At 46.1% G+C, this 21278-nt stretch carries 25 protein-coding genes and 1 pseudogene; 14 read left to right on the top strand and 12 right to left on the bottom strand.

Annotation, left to right across the window (positions count from 1 at the left end; genetic code table 11):
- The coding region (locus IJ369_RS04230) for a sensor histidine kinase (RefSeq protein WP_290716358.1) at positions 1 to 726 on the top strand (726 nt) is incomplete at its 5' end.
- 33 nt (positions 727 to 759) lie between these two features.
- On the opposite strand, the gene trmL is transcribed toward IJ369_RS04230, so the two are convergent.
- Positions 760 to 1251, bottom strand: coding sequence for a tRNA (uridine(34)/cytosine(34)/5-carboxymethylaminomethyluridine(34)-2'-O)-methyltransferase TrmL (gene trmL / locus IJ369_RS04235; protein WP_290716361.1), 492 nt, complete (start codon positions 1249 to 1251; stop codon positions 760 to 762).
- Positions 1252 to 1427: 176 nt separating this feature from the next.
- Here trmL and IJ369_RS04240 point away from each other — a divergent pair, with 176 nt between their 5' ends.
- Together IJ369_RS04240 and IJ369_RS04245 are read left to right on the top strand one after the other, a co-directional pair.
- Positions 1428 to 1841 (top strand): Fur family transcriptional regulator, encoded by a 414-nt coding sequence (locus IJ369_RS04240; RefSeq protein ID WP_290716364.1) that lies wholly within the window; start codon positions 1428 to 1430, stop codon positions 1839 to 1841.
- Positions 1842 to 1988: 147 nt separating this feature from the next.
- Entirely contained in the window at positions 1989 to 3230 is a 1242-nt protein-coding gene (locus IJ369_RS04245) for a DUF2812 domain-containing protein (RefSeq protein WP_290716367.1), read from the top strand.
- Between the two features lie 46 nt (positions 3231 to 3276).
- Here IJ369_RS04245 and IJ369_RS04250 read toward each other — a convergent pair whose 3' ends face one another.
- From IJ369_RS04250 to IJ369_RS04260, 3 genes are all read right to left on the bottom strand, one after another.
- Positions 3277 to 4515, bottom strand: a complete 1239-nt coding sequence (locus tag IJ369_RS04250) for an aspartate kinase (protein WP_290716371.1) — start codon at positions 4513 to 4515, stop codon at positions 3277 to 3279.
- Between the two features lie 58 nt (positions 4516 to 4573).
- Positions 4574 to 5476 carry a homoserine kinase gene (gene thrB, locus IJ369_RS04255; protein ID WP_290716374.1) on the bottom strand — a complete coding sequence of 301 codons (903 nt, stop codon included), beginning with the start codon at positions 5474 to 5476 and terminating at the stop codon, positions 4574 to 4576.
- Between the two features lie 172 nt (positions 5477 to 5648).
- A complete protein-coding gene (locus tag IJ369_RS04260) occupies positions 5649 to 6092 on the bottom strand; it encodes an ACT domain-containing protein (protein WP_290716377.1) in 444 nt (147 codons plus the stop codon).
- Between the two features lie 282 nt (positions 6093 to 6374).
- Here IJ369_RS04260 and IJ369_RS04265 point away from each other — a divergent pair, with 282 nt between their 5' ends.
- The 5 genes from IJ369_RS04265 to IJ369_RS04285 all read left to right on the top strand — a co-directional run bounded on the left by IJ369_RS04265 (position 6375) and on the right by IJ369_RS04285 (position 11150).
- Complete coding sequence (locus tag IJ369_RS04265) at positions 6375 to 7961, top strand: hypothetical protein (protein WP_290716380.1); 1587 nt, start codon at positions 6375 to 6377, stop codon at positions 7959 to 7961.
- A gap of 41 nt (positions 7962 to 8002) precedes the next feature.
- Positions 8003 to 9100, top strand: coding sequence for a pyridoxal phosphate-dependent aminotransferase (locus IJ369_RS04270; RefSeq protein WP_290716383.1), 1098 nt, complete (start codon positions 8003 to 8005; stop codon positions 9098 to 9100).
- 250 nt (positions 9101 to 9350) lie between these two features.
- Positions 9351 to 9572 carry a hypothetical protein gene (locus IJ369_RS04275; RefSeq protein WP_290716386.1) on the top strand — a complete coding sequence of 74 codons (222 nt, stop codon included), beginning with the start codon at positions 9351 to 9353 and terminating at the stop codon, positions 9570 to 9572.
- Between the two features lie 12 nt (positions 9573 to 9584).
- Complete coding sequence (locus tag IJ369_RS04280; RefSeq protein WP_290716388.1) at positions 9585 to 10505, top strand: TIGR01212 family radical SAM protein; 921 nt, start codon at positions 9585 to 9587, stop codon at positions 10503 to 10505.
- A 72-nt stretch (positions 10506 to 10577) separates the two neighbouring features.
- A complete protein-coding gene (locus IJ369_RS04285) occupies positions 10578 to 11150 on the top strand; it encodes a DUF4364 family protein (protein ID WP_290716391.1) in 573 nt (190 codons plus the stop codon).
- A 52-nt stretch (positions 11151 to 11202) separates the two neighbouring features.
- Here IJ369_RS04285 and IJ369_RS10890 read toward each other — a convergent pair.
- From IJ369_RS10890 to IJ369_RS04305, 5 genes and pseudogenes are all read right to left on the bottom strand, one after another.
- A pseudogene (locus IJ369_RS10890) lies at positions 11203 to 11292 on the bottom strand (4Fe-4S binding protein); the annotation flags it as partial.
- 97 nt (positions 11293 to 11389) lie between these two features.
- Positions 11390 to 12025 carry a tRNA (guanosine(46)-N7)-methyltransferase TrmB gene (gene trmB / locus IJ369_RS04290; RefSeq protein ID WP_290716394.1) on the bottom strand — a complete coding sequence of 212 codons (636 nt, stop codon included), beginning with the start codon at positions 12023 to 12025 and terminating at the stop codon, positions 11390 to 11392.
- A 70-nt stretch (positions 12026 to 12095) separates the two neighbouring features.
- Positions 12096 to 13247, bottom strand: a complete 1152-nt coding sequence (locus tag IJ369_RS04295; RefSeq protein ID WP_290716396.1) for a hypothetical protein — start codon at positions 13245 to 13247, stop codon at positions 12096 to 12098.
- A gap of 96 nt (positions 13248 to 13343) precedes the next feature.
- Entirely contained in the window at positions 13344 to 13805 is a 462-nt protein-coding gene (locus IJ369_RS04300) for a CYTH domain-containing protein (RefSeq protein WP_290716398.1), read from the bottom strand.
- Between the two features lie 14 nt (positions 13806 to 13819).
- The gene (locus IJ369_RS04305) at positions 13820 to 14278 is read right to left on the bottom strand and encodes a GNAT family N-acetyltransferase (protein WP_290716400.1); all 459 of its coding nucleotides are present in this window, start codon (positions 14276 to 14278) and stop codon (positions 13820 to 13822) included.
- Between the two features lie 117 nt (positions 14279 to 14395).
- Here IJ369_RS04305 and IJ369_RS04310 point away from each other — a divergent pair, with 117 nt between their 5' ends.
- Positions 14396 to 14941 (top strand): DJ-1 family glyoxalase III, encoded by a 546-nt coding sequence (locus tag IJ369_RS04310; protein ID WP_290716402.1) that lies wholly within the window; start codon positions 14396 to 14398, stop codon positions 14939 to 14941.
- Here the strand turns inward: IJ369_RS04310 and IJ369_RS04315 are convergent.
- Positions 14913 to 15320: a hypothetical protein gene (locus tag IJ369_RS04315; protein ID WP_290716404.1), complete on the bottom strand. Its 408-nt coding sequence runs from the start codon at positions 15318 to 15320 to the stop codon at positions 14913 to 14915. The genes IJ369_RS04310 and IJ369_RS04315 overlap by 29 nt on opposite strands.
- Positions 15321 to 15421: 101 nt before the next feature.
- Here IJ369_RS04315 and IJ369_RS04320 point away from each other — a divergent pair, with 101 nt between their 5' ends.
- Positions 15422 to 15943 carry a DUF6648 family protein gene (locus tag IJ369_RS04320; RefSeq protein WP_290716406.1) on the top strand — a complete coding sequence of 174 codons (522 nt, stop codon included), beginning with the start codon at positions 15422 to 15424 and terminating at the stop codon, positions 15941 to 15943.
- A 46-nt stretch (positions 15944 to 15989) separates the two neighbouring features.
- On the opposite strand, the gene IJ369_RS04325 is transcribed toward IJ369_RS04320, so the two are convergent.
- Positions 15990 to 16853, bottom strand: a complete 864-nt coding sequence (locus IJ369_RS04325) for a MurR/RpiR family transcriptional regulator (protein WP_290716408.1) — start codon at positions 16851 to 16853, stop codon at positions 15990 to 15992.
- Positions 16854 to 17141: 288 nt separating this feature from the next.
- Between IJ369_RS04325 and IJ369_RS04330 the strand changes: the two genes are divergently transcribed.
- The 4 genes from IJ369_RS04330 (at position 17142) to IJ369_RS04345 (ending at position 20761) form a co-directional block, all read left to right on the top strand.
- Positions 17142 to 17639, top strand: a complete 498-nt coding sequence (locus IJ369_RS04330; protein WP_290716410.1) for a COG2426 family protein — start codon at positions 17142 to 17144, stop codon at positions 17637 to 17639.
- Between the two features lie 12 nt (positions 17640 to 17651).
- Positions 17652 to 18530, top strand: a complete 879-nt coding sequence (rsmA, locus tag IJ369_RS04335) for a 16S rRNA (adenine(1518)-N(6)/adenine(1519)-N(6))-dimethyltransferase RsmA (protein ID WP_290716412.1) — start codon at positions 17652 to 17654, stop codon at positions 18528 to 18530.
- Between the two features lie 293 nt (positions 18531 to 18823).
- Positions 18824 to 19615, top strand: coding sequence for a sporulation transcription factor Spo0A (gene spo0A, locus IJ369_RS04340; RefSeq protein WP_290716415.1), 792 nt, complete (start codon positions 18824 to 18826; stop codon positions 19613 to 19615).
- Positions 19616 to 19786: 171 nt separating this feature from the next.
- Positions 19787 to 20761, top strand: coding sequence for a tyrosine-type recombinase/integrase (locus tag IJ369_RS04345; protein ID WP_290716418.1), 975 nt, complete (start codon positions 19787 to 19789; stop codon positions 20759 to 20761).
- A gap of 49 nt (positions 20762 to 20810) precedes the next feature.
- Here the strand turns inward: IJ369_RS04345 and IJ369_RS04350 are convergent.
- Positions 20811 to 21278: helix-turn-helix transcriptional regulator (locus IJ369_RS04350; RefSeq protein ID WP_290716421.1), on the bottom strand; the 468-nt coding region annotated here is incomplete at its 5' end.

The raw sequence follows: 21278 nt of genomic DNA on the forward strand, positions 1-21278 counted from the left end.
ATGAAGAGCGAACGGCTAAAAACAGAGCTCATCACCAATGTTTCCCACGATATCAAGACCCCTCTGACCTCCATCATCAATTACGTTGACCTGCTGAAAAAAGAGAATCTGGAAGGACAGGCGGCGGAATATATTGAAGTGCTGGACAGACAATCCAGAAGACTGAAAAAACTGACGGAAGACCTGGTGGAAGCATCCAAGGCTTCTACAGGAAACCTGAAGGTGAACCTCGTTCCTACGGATATGGGTGAACTGGTGGCGCAGGCTGTGGCAGAATACGAAGAAAAGCTGGAAAAAGCCAAGCTGGAAGTTGTGATAAACGGATCCAAAACGCCTGTATTCGCCATGGTGGATGGCAACCTGACCTGGCGTGTTTTCAGCAACCTTCTGAGCAATGCCTGCAAATACTCCCAGACAGGCACAAGGGTCTATATCGACATAAAAGAAGAATCCCCTTTTGTAACGGTATCCATGAAAAATATTTCGAAGGATGCCCTGAATATCCCCGCGGAGGAATTGATGGAACGCTTCGTGCGGGGTGACAGTTCCCGCCATACGGAAGGCAGCGGCCTGGGCTTGAATATCGCCCAGTCTCTGGTAGGGCTGCAGAAAGGAAAATTCACGCTGGAGATCGAAGGCGACCTTTTCAAGGCATATATCAAATTCCCTGCGGCAGAACCGCCCGTTCCTCACGAAGAGGAAAAAATAGAAACAACAGAGGAATAAAAAAATGACACTCTCGATGAGAGTGTCATTTTTTTATTCCCACTTATGATGATGCAGCTGTCCTTCCATCAGCATACCGGGGAAGCCCTGCTGCCGCATGGCCTCGTAAATGATGATGGCAACGGAATTGGAAAGATTCAGGCTTCTCGCCGCTTCCAGCATGGGGATGCGGATAGTATTAGCCTCATTTTCCATCAAAATCTCTTCGGGGATGCCGGCACTTTCCTTGCCGAACATAATATAGTCATTCTCCCCATAAGTCACATCGGAATATACATGGCGGGCCTTTGTAGAAGCCATCCAGATTTTTGCATCAGGGTTCTTTTCGCAGAAATCCTGAAAATTTTCATAATAACGGATGTCGAGAAGCTTCCAGTAATCCAGACCTGCTCGTTTCAAATATTTATCTTCCACAGAAAAACCAAGAGGTTTAATCAGATGCAGCACGGAATTGGTCACCGCACAGGTGCGGGCAATGTTCCCTGCATTCTGGGGAATTTCCGGTTCCAGCAAAACGATATGCATACCTATCCTTCCTTTCTCTGAAACATGATATCACAGGAAATTCAAAAAAACAACAGCCTGCATTTCCTGAAAAATACAGAATTCCTTGCTTTTTAGTAGATTTTACTCTTGACGTAGATAAGAATATGTATTATTATTAAATAACAATAGTTATTAATTGGAAAGGGGTGTAAACAATGAAAGAGACTGCTCAGATTCTGAGAGAAAAAGGGCTGAAAGTCACCCCACAGCGCATTGCCGTTTATAATATGCTCTGCAACACCACAGAGCATCCCAATGCGGAAATGATCTATAAATCGCTGGAACCCACCAACCCTACCATGAGCCTTGCGACTGTGTATAAAACACTGGATTTCTTCAAGCAGCTGGGCCTGGTGCAGGAGCTGAACGTGGGCGAGCCCAGCTCCCGCTATGACGCTGTGGTACAGTGTCATCCACACACCGTTTGCAAGGTATGCGGCCGGGTGGACGACCTGCATATGGAAGCACTGATAGATGTAACAAAAAAACTGGTGCCTGATCTGGATTTCGACGTAGAAATGGAACAGCTGATCCTGTATGGCACCTGCGGAGAATGCCGCAAAAAATAAGCAAGACTGAAACAAGCATCGACATCGGTTGGTGCTTGTTTTTTATTTCTTACGAATCTCTTACATTTTATCCGTTTCATTGACGTCTCTCCCCTCCCCTTGCTATACTGAAAAAAAGAGGCATTTACAGGATAGGGGGGCGATCCGATGAACTATAAACGTAAATTCATACCCGTGGAACCGTACGAGATCGGCGCATTGGAAAGCTGGTTTTCTGACATGTCTGCAGAAGGGCTGTATCTATATGATACAAACACCATTTTTGCTACCTTTGCGGTAAAAGAACCTCTTAGGATGCTCTATCATATCGAACCAAAAAATCCATACCACGACAATTGTCCGCCTAATCCCCAGCTGGAACGATACGAAGAAAAAGGATGGAGATTCGTCTGTACCATGAGCCAGTATTTTTATATCTTCTCCGCAGAAGAAGGTGCCGAAAATCCCCATACAGATGGTGAAGAGGAAAGCAAGCTCTATGAACCTATGAACAAATGGAATTTTTCCAAACTGGGAAAACTATTGAATATCATTTCCGTTTTCCTGTTATTCGTAATGATCGGCATCGAAGTCTCCTCTCTGAGCCAGAGAAATGCATATCGTTTGGTCACAGATATGGAAATGCCCTTTGAAAATATCCCCATGGCTGTCCTCGGTTTCTTAGTCCCTTTTCAGCGGTATCTTGGGTTAAAACGGGTACAGGATGACCTGCGGGAAGGCATTCCTCTCCATCAGAAAACTGACTGGGAAGATTTTGTTCTGCAAAGGAATCATAAATTGCATTACGCAGGCTGTTTTCTTCTGGCGCTGTCCTTTGTCGTGCCTCTCCTACCATGGATAGTCTCCTATTCTGACAAGCCCATCGAAGAACTGAAGCACCCCTTGCCCATGGTTGCTTTGGCAGAGATTGAAAATGACCCCGATTTTTATTATTTAGACCGCTACTTTCAAAGGGACAACAGGCCGAAATACGAATGGTGGGAAAGAGAGGCAAATATAGCTTATTCTGATATTACCATCGGCGCACCGACGCAGATCTCCTTTAATCAGGCTGGACGCATTGATGGAAAAACCGACTCCCGCGGAGAACCCTACGAATCTGTTCTTTGGGTCGATTATAAAAAGCTGTCCTCCTTCGTTTCTCCCAAAGAATATATGGACGAATATTTTAACCTTTCCTGGCGCGCCGAAGAAAAGGGTTGGACTTACACTACATTGAACGATACCCCTTTCGACTATGCCATCCTTGCAGAAAAAGGAGATGTCACAGAACTTTATCTCATCTCCGGTCAAAAGATTCTGGAACTGAAATATTACTACGGCGATGCCGACCTGACACAGCATTATGACCTGTACAAAAAAGTGTTGCAGCAGGAATATCACAGATAACAAAAAAGACACTGCATTCGCAGTGTCTTTTCTCAATTTTTTATTCTTATTCGTTGTCAGCGGCTTTTCTCATATTTACAGAAGCCATTTTGAATTTATCGTGAACCGCTACCATAGCTGCATCGATATCATCTTTTGCGATCAGAACTGTGATCTTAATTTCGGATGTGGAGATCATCTGGATATTTACACCAGCGTCATACATTGCTTCGAAGAACATCGCAGCAACACCGGGGTTCGTAGCCATACCTGCGCCAACGATGGACAGTTTTGCTGTATTTTCATCATGGATGATTTCCTGTGCTGTCAGGCGAGCTTTGTTCTTTTCCAGAGCCCTCAGGGCGATATCCAGATCGTCTTCGCCAATTGTGAAGGAAATGTTCTGTCTGCCATCCTGACCTGTGGACTGCAGGATGATGTCTACGCTTACTTTTTCCTTCGCCATCAGAGAGAAAATTTCAAAGGCCTTACCGGGTTCATCCTTGATGCCCATGATAGAGATACGGGATACTTTCTTATCTGCTGCAACGCCGCTAACCAGCATTCTTTCCATCTTTACGTCCTCCTTAACTTCTGTACCTTCCGCATCAGACATGCTGGAACGTACAACCAGTTTCACATTGTATTTTTTCGCTACTTCTACGGAACGGTGATGCAATACCTTTGCACCCAGAGATGCCAGTTCCAGCATTTCGTCGTAGCTGATTTCATCCAATTTTGCCGCATCAGGCACCACGCGGGGATCCGCTGTGTAAACGCCTTCTACGTCTGTATAAATTTCGCAGATATCCGCATTCAGGGCTGCAGCCAGTGCAACTGCAGATGTATCGGAACCACCACGGCCCAGTGTTGTTGTATCACCAATCTGGTTCACGCCCTGAAAGCCTGTTACCAGTACGATACTGCCTTCATCCAGTTCGTTTTCGATACGTTCTGTATTGATGTTACGGATACGTGCATTGCTGTATGTATTCGTTGTTTCGATACCGACCTGAGAAGCGTTCAAAGAAACCGCTCTGCCGCCAATGGCGCTGATCGCCATTGCCATCAGGGCTACGGACTGCTGTTCCCCTGTGGAAAGGAGCATATCCATTTCTCTGCGGCTGGGCTTCGGGTTGATCTCTTTTGCTTTTGCGATCAGTCCGTCTGTTGTTTTGCCCTGTGCAGACAACACAACCACTACGTCATTGCCTTCCATTCTTGTTCTCATGATGCGTTTTGCAACATTGAACACTCTCTCTGCATCTGCGACGGAACTACCGCCGTATTTCTGCACAATCAACATTATTTTTTCCTCCTGTTATTCTGTCTTATTCAGATGAATTCCATCTGCGAAGGGGAACTTACTCCCGATCGATTTTTACGCCTTCCATATCGGGTTTCAGCAAAGTCAATTCCCAATTATGTTCCAAGGTCTGTAAATACGCAGACATTTTTCTTTCGAATTCCTCTGCCTTATCCTTTGTTACCATCGCCATCAGAGTGGAACCTGCGCCGCTCAGATAGCTGGCCGCAGCACCAAAGTCCTTCGCATGAGCAAAAATTTCATCCATACCGGGGATGAGCGCTGCACGGTAGGGCTGATGCACTCTGTCTTCCATGGCCATATCGAAATTCTCATATTTTCCCGCCATCATAGAGCCGATCAAAAGCGCCGCACGGGATGCATTGAACACCATATCCGCACGGGAATAGGCATCGGGCAAAACTGCTCTGGCCTTTGCGGTAGAAACAGGAAAATCAGGAACCATTATAGCAAAAATCAAATCCTCGGGCAACTCCAAACGCACATGTTTCATTTCTTTTTCATTCAGCGCGCCAACGACCATACTACCGAAGATAGCAGGGTTGGAATTATCAGGGTGACCCTCCAACTGGGCTGCGATCTGTGCCAGTTCATCTCTGTCACAAATACCGCCTGCCAGCTCATTGGCCGCAAAAAGACCGCCTACGATGCAGGCCGCACTGCTGCCCAAACCTCTTACCATAGGGATATAATCCTCCTGGATGATATGGATGCCGGGCATTTTCAGGCCCTTCTGATCGTAGAAGTATTTCATAGTCTGGTAGATGAGGTTCGTTTCATCGGTGGGAACGGGGATCGCCTGTTGCCGTTTGACTTCGATAGTCAAGCCGGTAGTCTGTTCTTCCACCCAAATGTGGTTGTATAACTGTACTGCGATGCCGATGCTGTCAAAGCCGGGACCCATATTCGCGGATGTCGCCGGGATCTGAATGTGAATCATGTCGTTCCCTCCTATTACATAAAATTAAAGCGTTGTCATGTGACTGAACGTGTGGGCAAATTTATTTGCACATCCGATCAGGCATTGGACAACCTGATGGTATGAGTAGGGCAAAGCCCTACGAAATACAGTTGGGCTGCCGCAGCAGCCTACTTCTGCTTCGTTTTAAATATCATTCGCGGGCAATGATCTTCAGAGACTGTACGCCCTGCAGCGCTTCGATGCGTGTCATCAATCTGCTCAGTTCGCCCTGCATTTCATTTGTTTCGATGGTCACTGTCACGTTGGCAATGCCATTGATGGGGATGGTCTGGTTGATGGTCAGGATGTTCGCGCCTTCTGTAGCGATGCTGTTCAAAACAGAGGACAGCAAACCTCTGGTATGGTCCAGGTTCATGGAGATCGTTACGGTCTTGCCTCTTGTATTTTCATAGAGAGGGTGAACCGCATCCCGATATTTATAGAAAGCACTGCGGCTGATGCCGACACGATTGACCGCATCCTGTACCGTTTTTTCCTTTTTGCTTTCCAACAGATTCTTTACATCCATTACCTTCAAAAAGATTTCAGGCAGCACTGCTTTGTCAACAATATAATAATTTTTATCTTCCTTCACGGGGCTCTCCTCCTGTTTCTCTTTTAAAAACATTTGTTTTTGACATAAGGACTATATCATAAAATTTCAACCTTGGCAAGTACAAAAATCAAAAAATGTCCTCGAGAGATGAATTTTTGTCATTGTTTGGAAAAATTCTCGTTTTTTTCAGCCGTTTTTGTTGTTTTTTCCGTCAAAAGTGTGAATTTTTCTCCTTTTCTGTTTTAAAATCCTTCTTTTTTTGTTACAATAAAGTGATTATGCTTGCGGTCAAAAACCCGCAGACAAAAGGAGTTTTGAAATATGAAACAGGCAAGACCCGTACAGGCAAAACATGCACCTCTTCTGGGGCTGTTCCTGAACGGTTATGAAAATATGCGTCAGAAAATGGATGCGCCCTGCCGCCGCCCGCTGCTGGAAATCGCCCCTCTGGCCTTCGGCAAATGGCATTATACGGCTCTGGCTCAGGAGACCATCCTCTCCCCCGCCAATATTTTGGAGCTGGATCTGAAAAAAGACGCAGAAGATAAAACTGAATATGCCTATGTGATGCGGACAAAACCCGCGGAAGAACAGGAAGATGCCGAATTTGTCTCCGAATACAGCTTTGCTCTGGTGGCTTATTCCACAGAGAGCCACCCTCTGGTGGACGATCTGCGCGCCCTCGTCAATTACTGTACTCCAGACCGTGCTACAGACGAAAACGGTCTGCTTTTGAAAGAAGATAAAAAAGCTATCCTGGATCAGCTGAGCCTGAATACAGATTTCTACTTGGAATACCTGATGCGTCTGGCGTGGCTCCATGGTCTTTTCGTACCCATGCCTTCCATCCATACCCAGCGAGTACAGCCTGCGGAGGAATGCGAGTCCTTCTTCGCTCAGGAAACAGCAGATATCCTCTTCCAGCTGGGGGAAACAGCATGCACTCTGGCGTCGGAACGCTTCACCTGGTCCATGGATCTGGAAGAAGGCATTGCAACGCCGGATTTCTTCTATCACATGCTGGAAAGCCCCAGAGAGGTAGACCGCATTTTTGTTGAGTTCTATAAAAAAGTAGACGTAGATATCGAATCCATCTGGCAAACACCCCCGGAAAACCTGAATGCAGAGGAGCGCTCCATCGTTTCCTCCTTCCTGTTTACGGGCATTATGCTGGATAAATGGTTCCTGACCCCCATGAGCGTATTTTTCCGCTTCATTCGCCCCATTGCCTTCACCCCCATGCGCTTTTATACTCTGGTGAACAATCTGGCGGCACTGGTGCTGATGGAACATAATCTGGGTGCGGAACTTTTCACACCCCCGACCTATTACAGCCTGACGGCACTGGGCAAGGAACTTTTTGCAGACCCCGACTCCAAAGAGATTGATAAACAGATCATGCCCCGCACCCTGCCCTATGAACAGCTCTTGGAAGCTGTCCTGCAGGAAGCAGAGCTGCGTACCCAGGAAAGGATGTTCCTGATGGAGGTCGTGCCCGATGTGCTTTCCATCAAGGTCTCCCATACCAGCAACGATGCACTTTGGAAAATCATCGAAGTAGGACAGGATATGGATGTGAACGTCCTTTGCAAAGACCTCTGTGCTGCTTTCTGTATGGAAGAAATGGCGGATTATATGCTTTCTGTGCCCGATCAGAACGGCTTCCCCATGGAATATTCTGCAAGGGGCTCCAAACGTTCTTTGAATAAGGCCAACGGCAAAAGCCTGCAGGAACTGCCCATCGACACCGGCAGCAGACTGATGCTCTATCCTACCCATAATAAATCCATGGCTCTGACTTTGGATATTCTGGAAAAGGGCAAAGGCAATCCCTACCTGATGTATCCCCGTGTGACGAAGCAAAGCCCCAAGATCATCGAACAGGAGAAAATCGACGAGATTTTCTAACATATATATGATATTTATTTTTGAAAGAAGGTAATTTTATCATGACAGTACTGACACACGCCCACGGCGGCGATCTGGATGCCATTCAGCGCACCTACGGCATTCCCAAAGAAGAGATCATTGATTTCAGCGGCAACATCAACCCCCTTGGCTTCCCCAAGAAAGCAGAAGAAGCCCTGAAAGAAAATCTGCATCTCATCTGTACCTACCCCGATAAAAAATACAAAGCCCTGAAAAAAGCCATCGGCGCATACACAGGGGCGGATGCATCCCATATTGTGGTAGGCAATGGTTCTACAGAGCTGATCTCCACATTCATCCAGACCATCAATGCAGACCATTCCATCATCATGGGCCCTGCCTATTCCGAATATGAAAGAGAAGTGACCCTGAATGGCGGCAAATTTGAATATTTTCCCCTGAAGGAAGAGGATAATTTCAAACTGAACCTGCCCGCTCTGCTGGAAGCATTGACTCCCGATATCGGCATGTTCATTGCCTGCAATCCCAATAACCCCACAGGCACAGCCATTCGTGTGGATGAAATGCGCGTCATTCTGGAACACTGCAAAAAGATCGGTGCATCTGTCATGATCGACGAAACTTACATCGAATTTTCCGATATCCTGCCTGAAATCTGCTCCATCCCTCTGGTTGCAGAATTTGATAATCTCTTCGTCATCCGCGGCACATCCAAATTCTTTGCAGCCCCCGGCATCCGTCTGGGCTATGGTATGTCCTCCAATCAGGCATTCCTGGATCGCTTCAAAACAAATTCCGATCCCTGGAGCGTAAACAGTCTGGCAGATTTCATCGGTCAGCATATTTTCACCGATTTCGATTTCCATAAAGCGACCCAGAAACTGGTATCCGATGAAAGAAGAAAAGCCTTTGCAGAACTTTCCACCTGGAAAAACATCAAGGCTTACCCCTCCGAAGCAAACTTCATCCTGCTGAAACTGAAAACAGATAAGGTAACAGCCCATGATCTGTTTGAAAAATGCATTATGAAAAAAATGCTCATCCGTGACGCTTCTTCCTTCACCTTCCTGGATGAAACATTCCTGCGTTTCTGCATCCTTTCTCCTGAACATAATGCAGCTTTGCTGGAAGAACTGAAACAGTGGGTGGAAGCGTAAAAATTTGCTATCGTAAAGACTCCCCAAACTGCACATATTATCTCAGAACGACAACTTTAATCGTTTCGAGGTGATCTCATTGCATCAGACCATCAGCCGCAAAGATCTTTGCGGCTATTTATCTCTATTGCGGAATCAAATCGGCGGGCAGGAGCTGTTTCCCGCCCCAAACGTTATTTTTCTCAACAGCCGGGCTTTGTATCACCACTTAGCAAAGCAAACCTGCGGAGAAAATACCGTAGGGGAAATTTTGAAAAAGATAGAGACCTGCATCCCCCTGGCGGTAACAGAGGAAAGCTTTTCCCTCTTCCTTTCCGCCTGCAAAGAACCGAAAGCCGAACGCACCCGCAATTTTCTGGAAAGCAGCAAGGCAGATTTTCTCCTGCTGGTGCATCAGTCGGCGGAGGATGACAGGCAATGGAATGCCCTGACCACCCTCTGCGAAAAATTACGACAAAGAAATATACGATAAGGAGGTGTTTCCGTGGAAAACAAGCCCTACCGCAGTTTAAATGCATATTATAGAGAGGTTTTTGGTCGTAAAACAGCGAAAATATCTCTGGACGGCGGCTTCACCTGCCCCAATCGGGATGGCAAATGCGGCACCCGTGGCTGCCTTTTCTGCAGCGCAGGCGGCAGTGGCGATTTCGCGGAAAACGCCGCCCTTTCCATCACAGAACAGATAGAAAATGGGAAAGCCCAGACCGCCGATAAGTGGAAAGACCCGGCTTATGTAGCTTATTTTCAGGCATTTACCAATACTTACGCCCCCGTAGAGGAACTGCGCAGGAAGTACGAAGAAGCCCTCGCCTGCGATGGGGTGGAAGGCATTTCCATCGCCACCAGAGCAGATTGTCTCCCCGAGGATGTTTTGGATTTATTGGAGGAATTGAACGGCAAAACAAAACTCTGGGTGGAACTGGGACTGCAGACGGCCGATGAAACATCTGCGGAATATATCCGCCGCGGCTATCCCCTAAGCGTATTCGAAAAAGCTGTAAACGATTTGGCAGAACGGCATATTCCTGTCATCGTCCATGTCATTTTGGGCCTGCCGGGAGAAAACCGGGAAACCCTCCTTCACACCATCGACTGCGTCAACCGCCTGCCCATCCAGGGCATCAAACTGCAGTTACTGCATGTCCTTTCCGACAGCGATTTAGCGGAAATCTATGAAGCCGGAGAATATATTCCTCTGACGAAAGAGGAATACATAGCCCTTGTGGGGGACTGCATCGCCCACCTGAGGGAGGATATCATCATCCACCGCCTGACGGGGGACGGTGACAAAAACACCTTGCTGGCGCCCCTGTGGAGCTTACGCAAGCGGGATGTGCTGAACAGCATCCATAAATATCTGAAAGAAAACGGCATCCGACAGGGAATGTATTGCAAAATTGACTGATGCCGTTTACAACAAAACAGGAAATGTGCTATGATAAAAGATAGAAAATCACGTTTTGGAAGGAGGCCTTTTATGTCCATACAGTATTCCACCAAAAAACTGGCGGAGCATAAACTTATCATCCTGCATCTCTTGCAGAAAATGGGCATCTCTCTTTCCAACAGTGAAATCTGCCAGTTCCTGCTGGAAAAAAATTATATGGATTACTTTTCCGTACAGCAATACCTGGCGGAGCTGGAAAGCGCAGGCTGGCTGGAAAAGACCCGCGAACAGAACAACACCCGCTACACCCTGACGGACGACGGGGAGGAAGTCATCAATTACTTCATCAACCGTATCTCCGACGAGGTGAAAAATGAAATCAATATCTATGTTCACGAAAACAGTCGCCGCATCAAGGCGGAATACGCCGTGACAGCCAACTATTTCCCCGAACTGAATGGGGATTATCTGGTAAAATGCGGCCTTTGCGATGACAGCGGCGCAACCCTCATGGAAATTAGCGTTTCCGTGGTTTCCAAATCTCAGGCACAGCAGGTCTGCCGCAACTGGCGCAAGCATGTGAACCAGTATTACCGCAGTTTTCTGGCTTCCCTTGCCATGGAGGATAAGGATGCCCCTGGGGAAAAAGAAGAAACTGAATAATTACATAAAAAATAAAAGCGACTTAGGCAAATATCCTAACGTCGCTTTTTATTTATCTTGCTTTTATCTTGCAGATGGCCTGGGTCATGCTGCCCATAGGACAGAACACACACCATGTGCGTGGTTTGAACAGTTTCACGGTTTCTTTCAGCGTGCCTGCGCCTGCGGCCACCAGATAGGTCTGGAAAAGCATATCAAAAAGAAAGAGTTTTGTCTGTTTTATTTATTCTACACCGCAATTACTTGCGATTTCTTGCTTCCAGGCGATAGATAGGCGCGCCCTGGGAAGAGAATTTTTCTTCGTATTCTGTCATAATGTTGCCTTCATAATCGCTATTGTGCAGATCCAGGCTGATATTGGACAGCTTCCAGTCATCGGCGCAGAATTCATTCAGAGAAAATTCAAACAGCCCTCTGTTATCTGTCTTAAAGAAAATTTCCGCATTTTCGCCCATGATACGGCGGTATTCCTGCAGGAAGCCACGATAGGTCAGGCGGCGTTTGTACGTACGTTTCTTAGGCCAGGGGTCGCTGAAATTCAGATACAGTCTCTGGAATTCGCCCACTTCGAACAGGTCGGACAGGTTGCTGGCATTATCCCAGACAAAGGCAAGGTTGGGTAGTTCTTCGTCAGCTCTTCTTGCCGCCATAGCCACCACAGTTGCCTGTCTTTCGATGCCGATGAAGTTCACATCGGGGTAGGTTTCCGCATTTTTGCGCAGGAAGCCGCCTTTGCCGCAGCCGATCTCCACGTAAATGGGGTTATCGTTGCCGAAATATTCCTTCCATTTGCCCTTTTTTTCGGGGGCATCGTTGATGACAAGGGTGTTATCCAATAATTCCTGTTCTGCCCAGGGTTTCTTTCTGACTCTCATATATATACTCCTTCAATATGCAAAATTTCGAAAATATCTTTTTAGAGTATACATGGAAATTCCCGTTTTTTCAACCTTCCCGCTCCAAAAAAGCCACCCAGTAGCCCCATTCATCATCCACCCGTCGAAATTCCCTGAAGCCAAAGGAATGAGCATCGGTTTCGTCCGTTTCGTTATAAAATCCCGGCAGCCCCAGCCAAATGCCATCTGCCTTTTCCTGCAAAATGAGATGATGATAGCGGCGATAAGGCAGGAGGAAGAAAAACTCCCGCTGCCATTTCAGGGGGATTTGAGAAAGCAGGGTCAGTTCCTCCAAAGAAAGGCATTTCCACTGCTCCCCATCCCCAAATGGCTCCAATTCCCGATTTCTGGCAAAAAGACTTTCCCGTTTTTCCTCTATTTCCGGCATGGGTTGTGCCATTGGTTCCACCGTTTTTTCCGCTTCAACTAGCATTGTTTCCTCTGCCACAGGTTCTTCTTTTTCCAGAGGGAGTGGCGCAGGCTCCGCGCCCATGCTGCGGATATTTTCCGTTTCCTCTTTTGTCAGAATACCCGTCTCCTCCAGATTCTCCAATTCCTGTCGGAATTTTGCCAGAAGCCCCTGAAAGCTGCCATGATAGCTGCTCTTTTGTGCCTCAGCCACCTTGGCGTTGGTGTCCTTTGGTTTTTCCGCTCCTTTCCGCTTTTCGAGGATTGGCATCAACGGCGGCAACGTCATAGCAGAAACCGGAACCGCTTCCGCTGCCTGAATTGTAATCTCCTCTTCCGCCGGCTGGATTTTGGTTTCTTCTTCCACAGGCCGGATTGGTTTTTTCTTCGGCGTAAAGTCCTTCTTCCAGTTTTTCTTCTCTGCAAAATAGGCCGTCAATGGGGCAGAAAAGCCGCCCTTTCCATCCTCCGCAAGGATAAGAACAGTATGGAAATCTTCCGCTTTTTTATTTTCCCCCACGGAATCAGGGTCAAATTCCCATTTCATCTCCCCTTTGCCTTCCCTGCCATCGGGGCGCAGTTCCCCGCAAAAGATGCTTTCACTGCCTGCCATGGCATAAACGCTATAGCCATCCCGCAGGGGCTTCAAACCCTGTACCGTCAGGTGCAGTTTTCCCTTGCCATTCTTCAATTCCATGACACAACTGCCCCAGGGCGGGCGTTTGCTGAGGGCATAGCCTGCCACCTCCTGCCGCAGCATCAGGAATACCTTTTCATATCGTCTGTTATACATACCCTTCCTCCTCCGCTCTGCTTGTCTTTTTCCAATAGACATCACTGTTACAGGGTATGAAGGACACCATAAAAAAAGAACCTCAATGAGGTTCTCTTAGTTTTCTTTCGGCATCCCGTATAAGGAAAGGGATGTATTTTTATAGGCCTTTTCCTCGCTGACATCCTTCCCGAACCATTCCGGCGCAGCGAAGCTTTCCGCCGCTTCCAGAGAAGGAAATTCCACTTCTGTGGTCATCAGCCCATCCAGTTCCCCTTCGTAAATATCCACTTCCGCCGTCAGCCCGCCTTCGATGGGAACGAGATATCGTTTTTTGATGACAGGCGTACCTTCTGTTTTCAGCATCAGTTTGTCATAGTCCTCTTTTGTCAAAGGCAGTTCAAATTCTTCCCTCGCCAGATGCCCTTTTCCCTTCACCGTCAGGATAAATTTATCATCAGACTGGCGAATACGAATGGTGGGGGAAAAGGAAATATAGGACTGGGCAATTTGCTTGCAGGGATACGCCGCGATGTCAAAGGGGATGTGTTTTGTTAAAAATTTACGTTCGATCTCCATGGTTTCCTCCTTCATTATCTGCCCAGAATATTATCCTCACTATCTTCACCAATCAACCGTTTGGAAAATTTATAGTGAAAATTGTGCATGCCTTCTCTGGCATAAAATTTGTGGGCATCCTTCCGCAGCTGGTTGGTCGCCAGTTCGATCTGGCTGCAGCCCTTTTCCAAAGCGATCTTTTTCGCTTCCGCAAACAACTTTTTGCCCACGTTCTGCCCCCTGCAATCGGGACTTACCACAAATTCCATCACTTCCGCGATCTTTTCACAATGATGGAGCTGTTCCTCGAAACGCAGGTTCAGCATGGCTCTGACCTTGCCCGCTTCTTCCTCTATCAGGCAGTACATATTTTCTTTCTGCAACTGATTCAGATATATTTTTTCAAATTCCCCATAGGGCAGCTGCTTCTTTTCCAAATCACAAATCAGATCATAAACCGCCCTGCAATCCTTTTCCATACTTTTCCGATACATCACAGCCACCTCCTGTTTTGATTATACCATAGTCAATTGTCTTTGGTTGAAAAAACATTGTTTTTCCTGTAAAATAAAAATATTAGGACAAACTAAGATAATCAGGAGGGATTCCCTATGAAAAAAGTATATGTATTCCTTGCAGAAGGCTTTGAAGAAATGGAAGCCGTAACGCCCGTTGACCTGCTGCGCCGCGTTGGCGTGGATGCCAAGCTGGTATCCGTTACTGGCGATAAAGCAGTGACTGGCGCCCATGGCATCACCTATCAGGCTGATCTGCTGTTCGAAGAGATCGAAGACGCAGACATGCTGGTTCTGCCCGGCGGCATGCCCGGCACGCTGAACCTGCAGGCTCATCAGGGTCTGTCAGAGCTTTTGGTAAAGCAGCATGAAGCCCATAAATGGGTTTGCGCCATCTGCGCAGCGCCTATGGTACTGGGCAGCCTGGGTATCCTGATGGGCAGACATGCCACCATCTACCCCGGCATGGAAGCACACCTCATCGGTGCGGAACCCGTAGCAGATGAAGTCTGCATCGACGGCAACGTGGTAACATCCCGTGCCCCCGGCACAGCCATCCCCTTTGCCCTGACTCTGGCAGAACTGCTGACAGATGAAAAAACTGCGGCAAACCTTACAAAGGATATCGTATTTCGTCAATAAAGATTTTTGAAAATAATTGGGGCAGCATTTCTTCCGTAAATGTTTTCCGGCCTGATGTCCGCGCGGCTTCCCGCACTGCTGGCAGTTCCAAGCCAAAAATATAGGCGGCTGTCTCCGCCGTATATTCCACAGGAAGCCCCAGTTCCACCGCCCGCCGGAACATTCCGCACAAGGGCGAAGAGCCCCGCTTCATCAGTTGAAAAAATATCCCTCTGGTAATAAAAGATATTTTTTCCTCCCGCAGAAGCTGCTCCCATTCCTCATATGGGATATCCAGAAGTTCCGCCACAATATCGCTGTTATAAGGTGGTTCTTCCGTTTTCAAAAATAGATCTATTTCCTCTATTTGCGGCTGTATCTTCCGCTGATAGTAATCCAAAAAAGTCCGCATATATATCCTCCCCTTCTATCTTCTTTCCCCCATTGTAACAGGGCGGAAGAAGCCATGCCTAGCGGGAAAGGATGGAAAGGTGCCTTATTATGAACGCCATTCAGAAATATTTCAAATACAGACAAAGCCTGATCGACCAATACGCCAAGGGCGATATGACCAAGCGGGAATATCTCCAGAAAAATTATGAAGCGGTGGTCTATGGGGATATCGGCCCTTTCCGAAACATGGATACGCTGGAAAAAGCCCTATTCAACTATCAGTATTACAACGCTCTGGCCAAGGAAAACAAAACCATCAGCACCACCAGAGATATGGACTATGAACTGAAACAGGACTATATCGAAAAAAGCAATTATTACTACAGCAAGAAGGATAAAGCTACCCTGACGGCTTTGCGCATGCTGGATTATAAGGGTGTAGAAGCCTATTTCGTAAAGGTGCGAAGCAAGTTTTTAAAAGGGAAATTATTTGAGATTGTCATCGAAGAGGAAAATATCATCCTGCACTCCACCAGCCCTCTCATTCTAAAATGTTTGAGAGAAGAAGGGGTCTTTCAGGAGGGCAGCAAAAAATCTCTGATCGACGAATACGTGAATCATCGGTATTAAAAAAGCGCGGAATGCACCGCGCTTTCTCTTTGCAAAAAATATGTCTTTAGAACAGACCGACCTTGGAAAGGTATTTATCAATCAGCTCCAGTTTGGCTTCTGTAGAATACCCCATTTTCTTACTGATGAAGGAACAAAGCAGTTCCATGGTAAACAACACGCCTACATAGGAATTGAAGAATGTATTGCTGTCTACACTAACGGTAAGGAGTTGGGTTGCATACTGAGCCAAAGGAGAGCTGGCCTTATCGGTGATGAGAACGATCTTTGCCCCTGCGTCATAGGCCATCTGGGCCGCCAAAAGATCCATTTCGGAATATCTGGGGAAGCTGACGGCGATGATGCAGTCATTTTCCGTGATGTCACAAAGATGGTCGATAACATTCAGGGCAGGATGGGATGTTTCGTAAACATCGGGCAGCAAATGTTTCAGCAGCAGAAGCATCATATCCCCAATGCAGCTGTTGGCACGGGAAGTAACGATGAATTTACGCTTACTGCCGGCGATGAGCCCCGCGGCACGCTCAAAGGCGATGGTATCGTTATGATTGATACAGGATTTCAGATTCTGCATCACATTGGAAAAATAGCTTTCCATGATATCGCTCTGATCCAGCTTGGAAATGCTCAGTTTCAGTCGTTCCGAAGGGATAGTGATATTTTCAGAAACGCTGTTGATACGCTCCGTATACGTCTTGCGAATAGATTTCTGGAAATCCATGAAGCCACTGTAGCCCAAAGTCCTGGTAAAACGGATCACAGAAGAATCGCTGACATGGAGACGTTTGGCAATTTCTGTGGAAGTGATAAAGCAGGCTTCCGCAAAATTATCCAGCACAAATTCTGCGATAAGTTTTTCCTTTTTCGTTAGCTTTACGCCCATCATCTGGGCTCTCAATTCCTCTGTCATACCGTTTCCCCCGTTCTGTATACAAGCGTTATTCTCCCATTTGTTCTCAGAGGACGTGCGAATGTCCCCTCCCGCTCATCTTCATTGAAACATATTGCCCAAAGTTTTGCAATAGAATTAAGGGGAAATATCCGAAATTACTAAAAAAAGTACATCATCCTGGGAAACAAAGGGAAATTAATAAATTCTTTATTGTTCCCCAGGCAATGTTCAGGTATAATTATAAAGTTCATTAAAATGGAGTAATATGTCTTAAAATACCAAAATTCAAATTAGGAGGAGATCAATTTGGCTGAGACATTAGCAAACTGGTTCGTAGAAAACCTGTCCGGCACCCTTTCCAGAGAGATCATCGTATTCATCGTTTCTCTTCTGCCCATCCTGGAGCTAAGAGGCGGCATTATTGCCGGTTTCGCCATGGGTATGGAATGGCTGCCTACATTTATCATCGCATATATCGGCAATCTTTTGCCCATCCCCTTCATCCTGCTGTTCATCCGTTTTATCTTCAAAGTGCTGCGCAAAACACCTCTACGGGGCGTGGTAGAATGGTGCGAACGGAAAGCGGATTCCAAAAGCGAGCAGATCCGTAAATATGCCTACCTGGGCGTATATCTCTTCGTAGCAATCCCCCTGCCCGGTACCGGCGCATGGATGGGCGCCCTCATCGCAGCGCTCTTAAACATGGACCCCAAAAAGACATTCCCCGTCATTTGCATCGGCGTACTGACAGCAGGCATCATCGTTTCCGTACTGAGCTTCGGCGTACTTGGCTCAATCTTTTAAAAGGAGAAAAACATGGCAGAAAGAATTTCAACCCCCAGCAGAACAAAAGAGATCATCGAAGCCAACCGCTTCGCTTTCAAGAAAAACTTCGGTCAGAACTTCCTGATCGATTCCAATATTCTGGATAACATCGCCTCCTGCGCCGGCGTCACAAAAGACGACTGCGTGCTGGAAATCGGCCCCGGTATCGGTTCTTTGACCCAGGTGCTGGCAGAAAACGCAAGACAGGTGGTCGCGGTAGAAATCGACAACACCCTTATCCCCATCCTGAAACAAACACTGGCGGATTATGACAACATCGAAATTCTGAATCAGGATATCCTGAAAACAGACATCGACGCTATCATCCAAGAAAAAAATAACGGCAGACCCATCAAAGTCGTTGCCAACCTGCCCTACTACATCACCACACCTATCATCATGGACCTTCTGGAAAATGAACGCCATGTGGACAGCATCACCGTTATGGTGCAGAAGGAAGTGGCAGAACGTATGCAGGCCGGCCCCAAGGATAAGGAATACGGTGCTCTTTCCGTTGCCGTGCAGTATTACTGCGACGCAAATCTGGATATGATCGTGCAGCCTTCCTGCTTCATGCCCCGCCCCAAGGTGGCATCCGCAGTTATTACACTGAAGGTGCTGCCCGAAAGAAAGGTAAAAACAGTGGATGAAAAGCTGTTCTTCCACATCGTAAAATGCGCCTTTGGTCAGCGCAGAAAGACCCTGATGAACTGCCTGTTCAATCTGGGCAATCTGGGCTTTAGCAAAGAAGAACTGACAGAAATCCTGCAGAGCCTTGGCTGGGATGAACGCATCCGCGGTGAAGCTCTGGGTCTGGAAGAATTCGCAGCATTGACAGACCGCATTGCAGAAAGAAAAGCAAATAAATAATCAAAAAACAACCCATCGGAAATCCGATGGGTATTTTTTCGCCAATAATTCGTCCGCCTTTTTTGCGTTTTTCCTCCAAAATATGCAGTTTCGACAGACACCATTCGACGGCGTTTGGCAGCATTTTCCCGCGGTTTCAAAAAGAATGGCAAAATGGCAATTTTCCTTGATTTTTCGGTCTTTTTTTGTCTCACGAATGGTTCTTGTCGTCCAAAATTTTCTATACTATAATCAACCCAAAAGCAAGGAAGTTCTGCATAAACATTCACGAAACTACAACTGGAGGGATCATTTTGAATCAAAATACAATAAAAGTTTTGCTGGCGGACGACAATAAGGATTTTTGCGACATCATCGTCGATCATTTGAATAAACAGGAAGATATCACTGTGGTAGCTGTGGCTATGGATGGCATCGATGCCATGAATAAAATTCGAGACTTTCACCCCGATGTTGCTATCATAGACGGCATCATGCCCCGTTTAGACGGGCTGGGTGTTCTGGAACGACTGCAGAAGGTAGAAGAATCCAACCGCCCCGTCACCATCATTCTTTCCGCCCTGAGCCAGGATAAGGTGGTACAGAAGGCCCTGGATCTGGGCGCCGGCTATTACATGGTGAAGCCCTTTGACATGGACGCCCTGACCCAGCGCATCCGCCAGCTGATGCAGGAACAGAAGCCCCTGCTGAAAACAGGAACCAGCGTCTCTTCTGCCGCCAATTCCGCGGCATACGACCTGGAAACAAAGGTAACGAATATCCTGCACGAGATCGGCGTACCTGCTCATATCCGTGGGTACCACTATATGCGGGAGGCCATCATTATGAGCGTCAACGACATGGATGTTCTCAATTACATTACAAAGGAACTGTATCCTTCTATCGCGAAGAAATGCAATACGACCCCCAGCCGCGTGGAACGGGCCATCCGCCACGCCATCGAAGTGGCATGGAACCGAGGCAAGGTGGACGCCATTGATGCCCTGTTCGGCTATACGGTGAACAATCACAAAGGAAAGCCCACGAATAGCGAATTCATCGCGTTGATCGCTGATAGATTACGGCTGGAAATGAAGGCGAGTTAATGGCTTAAAATCAGGGTTTTCACGATTTTGGCAAACCTATAAACAAAAATGTTGATAGGCTTTTCGGGGCAATAAATACACTTCCAGACCTATAAACATTTTATTTTCAGACCTATAAACCTTTTGATTTGTTGGGTGCGGTAAATACCAACGAATCAGGAGGTTTTTTTTATGAGAGAAACTTTTATTCAGATTGAGGATTACCTTATTTACTGTCAGACCAAAGGCTTATCCATTAAAACAATCAAAAGCTACGAACAAACATTAAAACTATTTGAACGGTATCTTATTGATCTAAACATCACATCTTTTAAAAAGGGTACGGCAAAAAACATAATAAATTATATCAGTTTCATACAAGAAAGAGGAAAATATACCGTAGCAGCGGATGATAGATCAAAAGCGTTCAATCATCCAGAAAACAGAACTGATTTAGGAAAAAGAGTATCAACAGTAACCATTAACAGTTATATTCGCAACATGAGAGCCTTCTTCAATTACTGCGTAGCCTTTGATATTATCAAAAAAAATCCAATGGAAAAGATCCACCAGATCCCCAACAAACGAAAAGCAAAAGACTTCATAACAGATGGACAATTTCAACTTTTGACCCAGCAATTTAATCTCGCATCTTATAGCGAATACAGGGATTATATCATTACCCTTCTGCTAATGGATACAGGTATGAGAATTTCTGAATGTTTGCTTATAAAAATTGAAGATATTGATTTTACAAAAAGAATCATTTTTCTTCCAGCGGAGAATACGAAAGGGAAACGGGACAGGACGGTTTTCTACTCATCCAAAATGGCTTTGTTGCTGAAACGGTGGCTTAAATACAGAGATATGTATACAAACACACAATATCTCTTTTCTACACAAAAAGGAAAACCTATCATCAATAGCGTTTATGAAAAAAATTTCAGAAAAATCTGTGCCAAGGCAGGAATCGAAAATGTATCTCCCCATACTTTAAGAAATAATTTCGCCAAACGCTTTTTGATGAACGGCGGTAACATTTATATCCTCTCTCAGATTTTAGGACATAGCAGCGTAGAGGTTACTGAACAGGCATATCTTGACCTGACAACCGAAGATATTTGCGAAAACTATCAAAATTACAGTCCATTAGCAAGGATGAAATAAAAAAAACAAGGGATAGGCTATCAAAAACCTATCCCTTTTATACATCTTTTCAATATCTTTCAGACATCTTTTTTACATCTTTTTTACATCTTTTCTTTATCTTTTTATCATCTTTTGGTTTATATCTGGATGAAATATCTTCCAAAAAATTCTTAAACCCTTCAACTACTTCCGGGGGATCTGTAATCGTGACATTCTTATAAAGCCCACAAATCCATCCATAAAACTGGTCGCTGATTTCTATATCCGCAGTCACAACGAAATGCCAATCATCAGAAGGTCTGTAATATGTGTTCGCACCATTTCCCAACTTTTCAACAACAGCATCCAGTAGGCGATTTGTAAAACGCATTGTCACTCGCTTCTGCTCGCCGCCAAACATTGAAAACACTCGCTGATTGTAAGAATCAATATCTATCTTTTTGTATTCTTCTTCCCCTTCTCTCTTTTCTTGCAGTTCTTCAACACCTTTCATCCTGTCAATCCTGAATGTAAGTATTTTTTTATAATTACTGTC

The organism is Anaerotignum sp. (genome assembly GCF_017483025.1).
Classification (GTDB): Bacteria; Bacillota; Clostridia; order Lachnospirales; family Anaerotignaceae; genus Anaerotignum_A.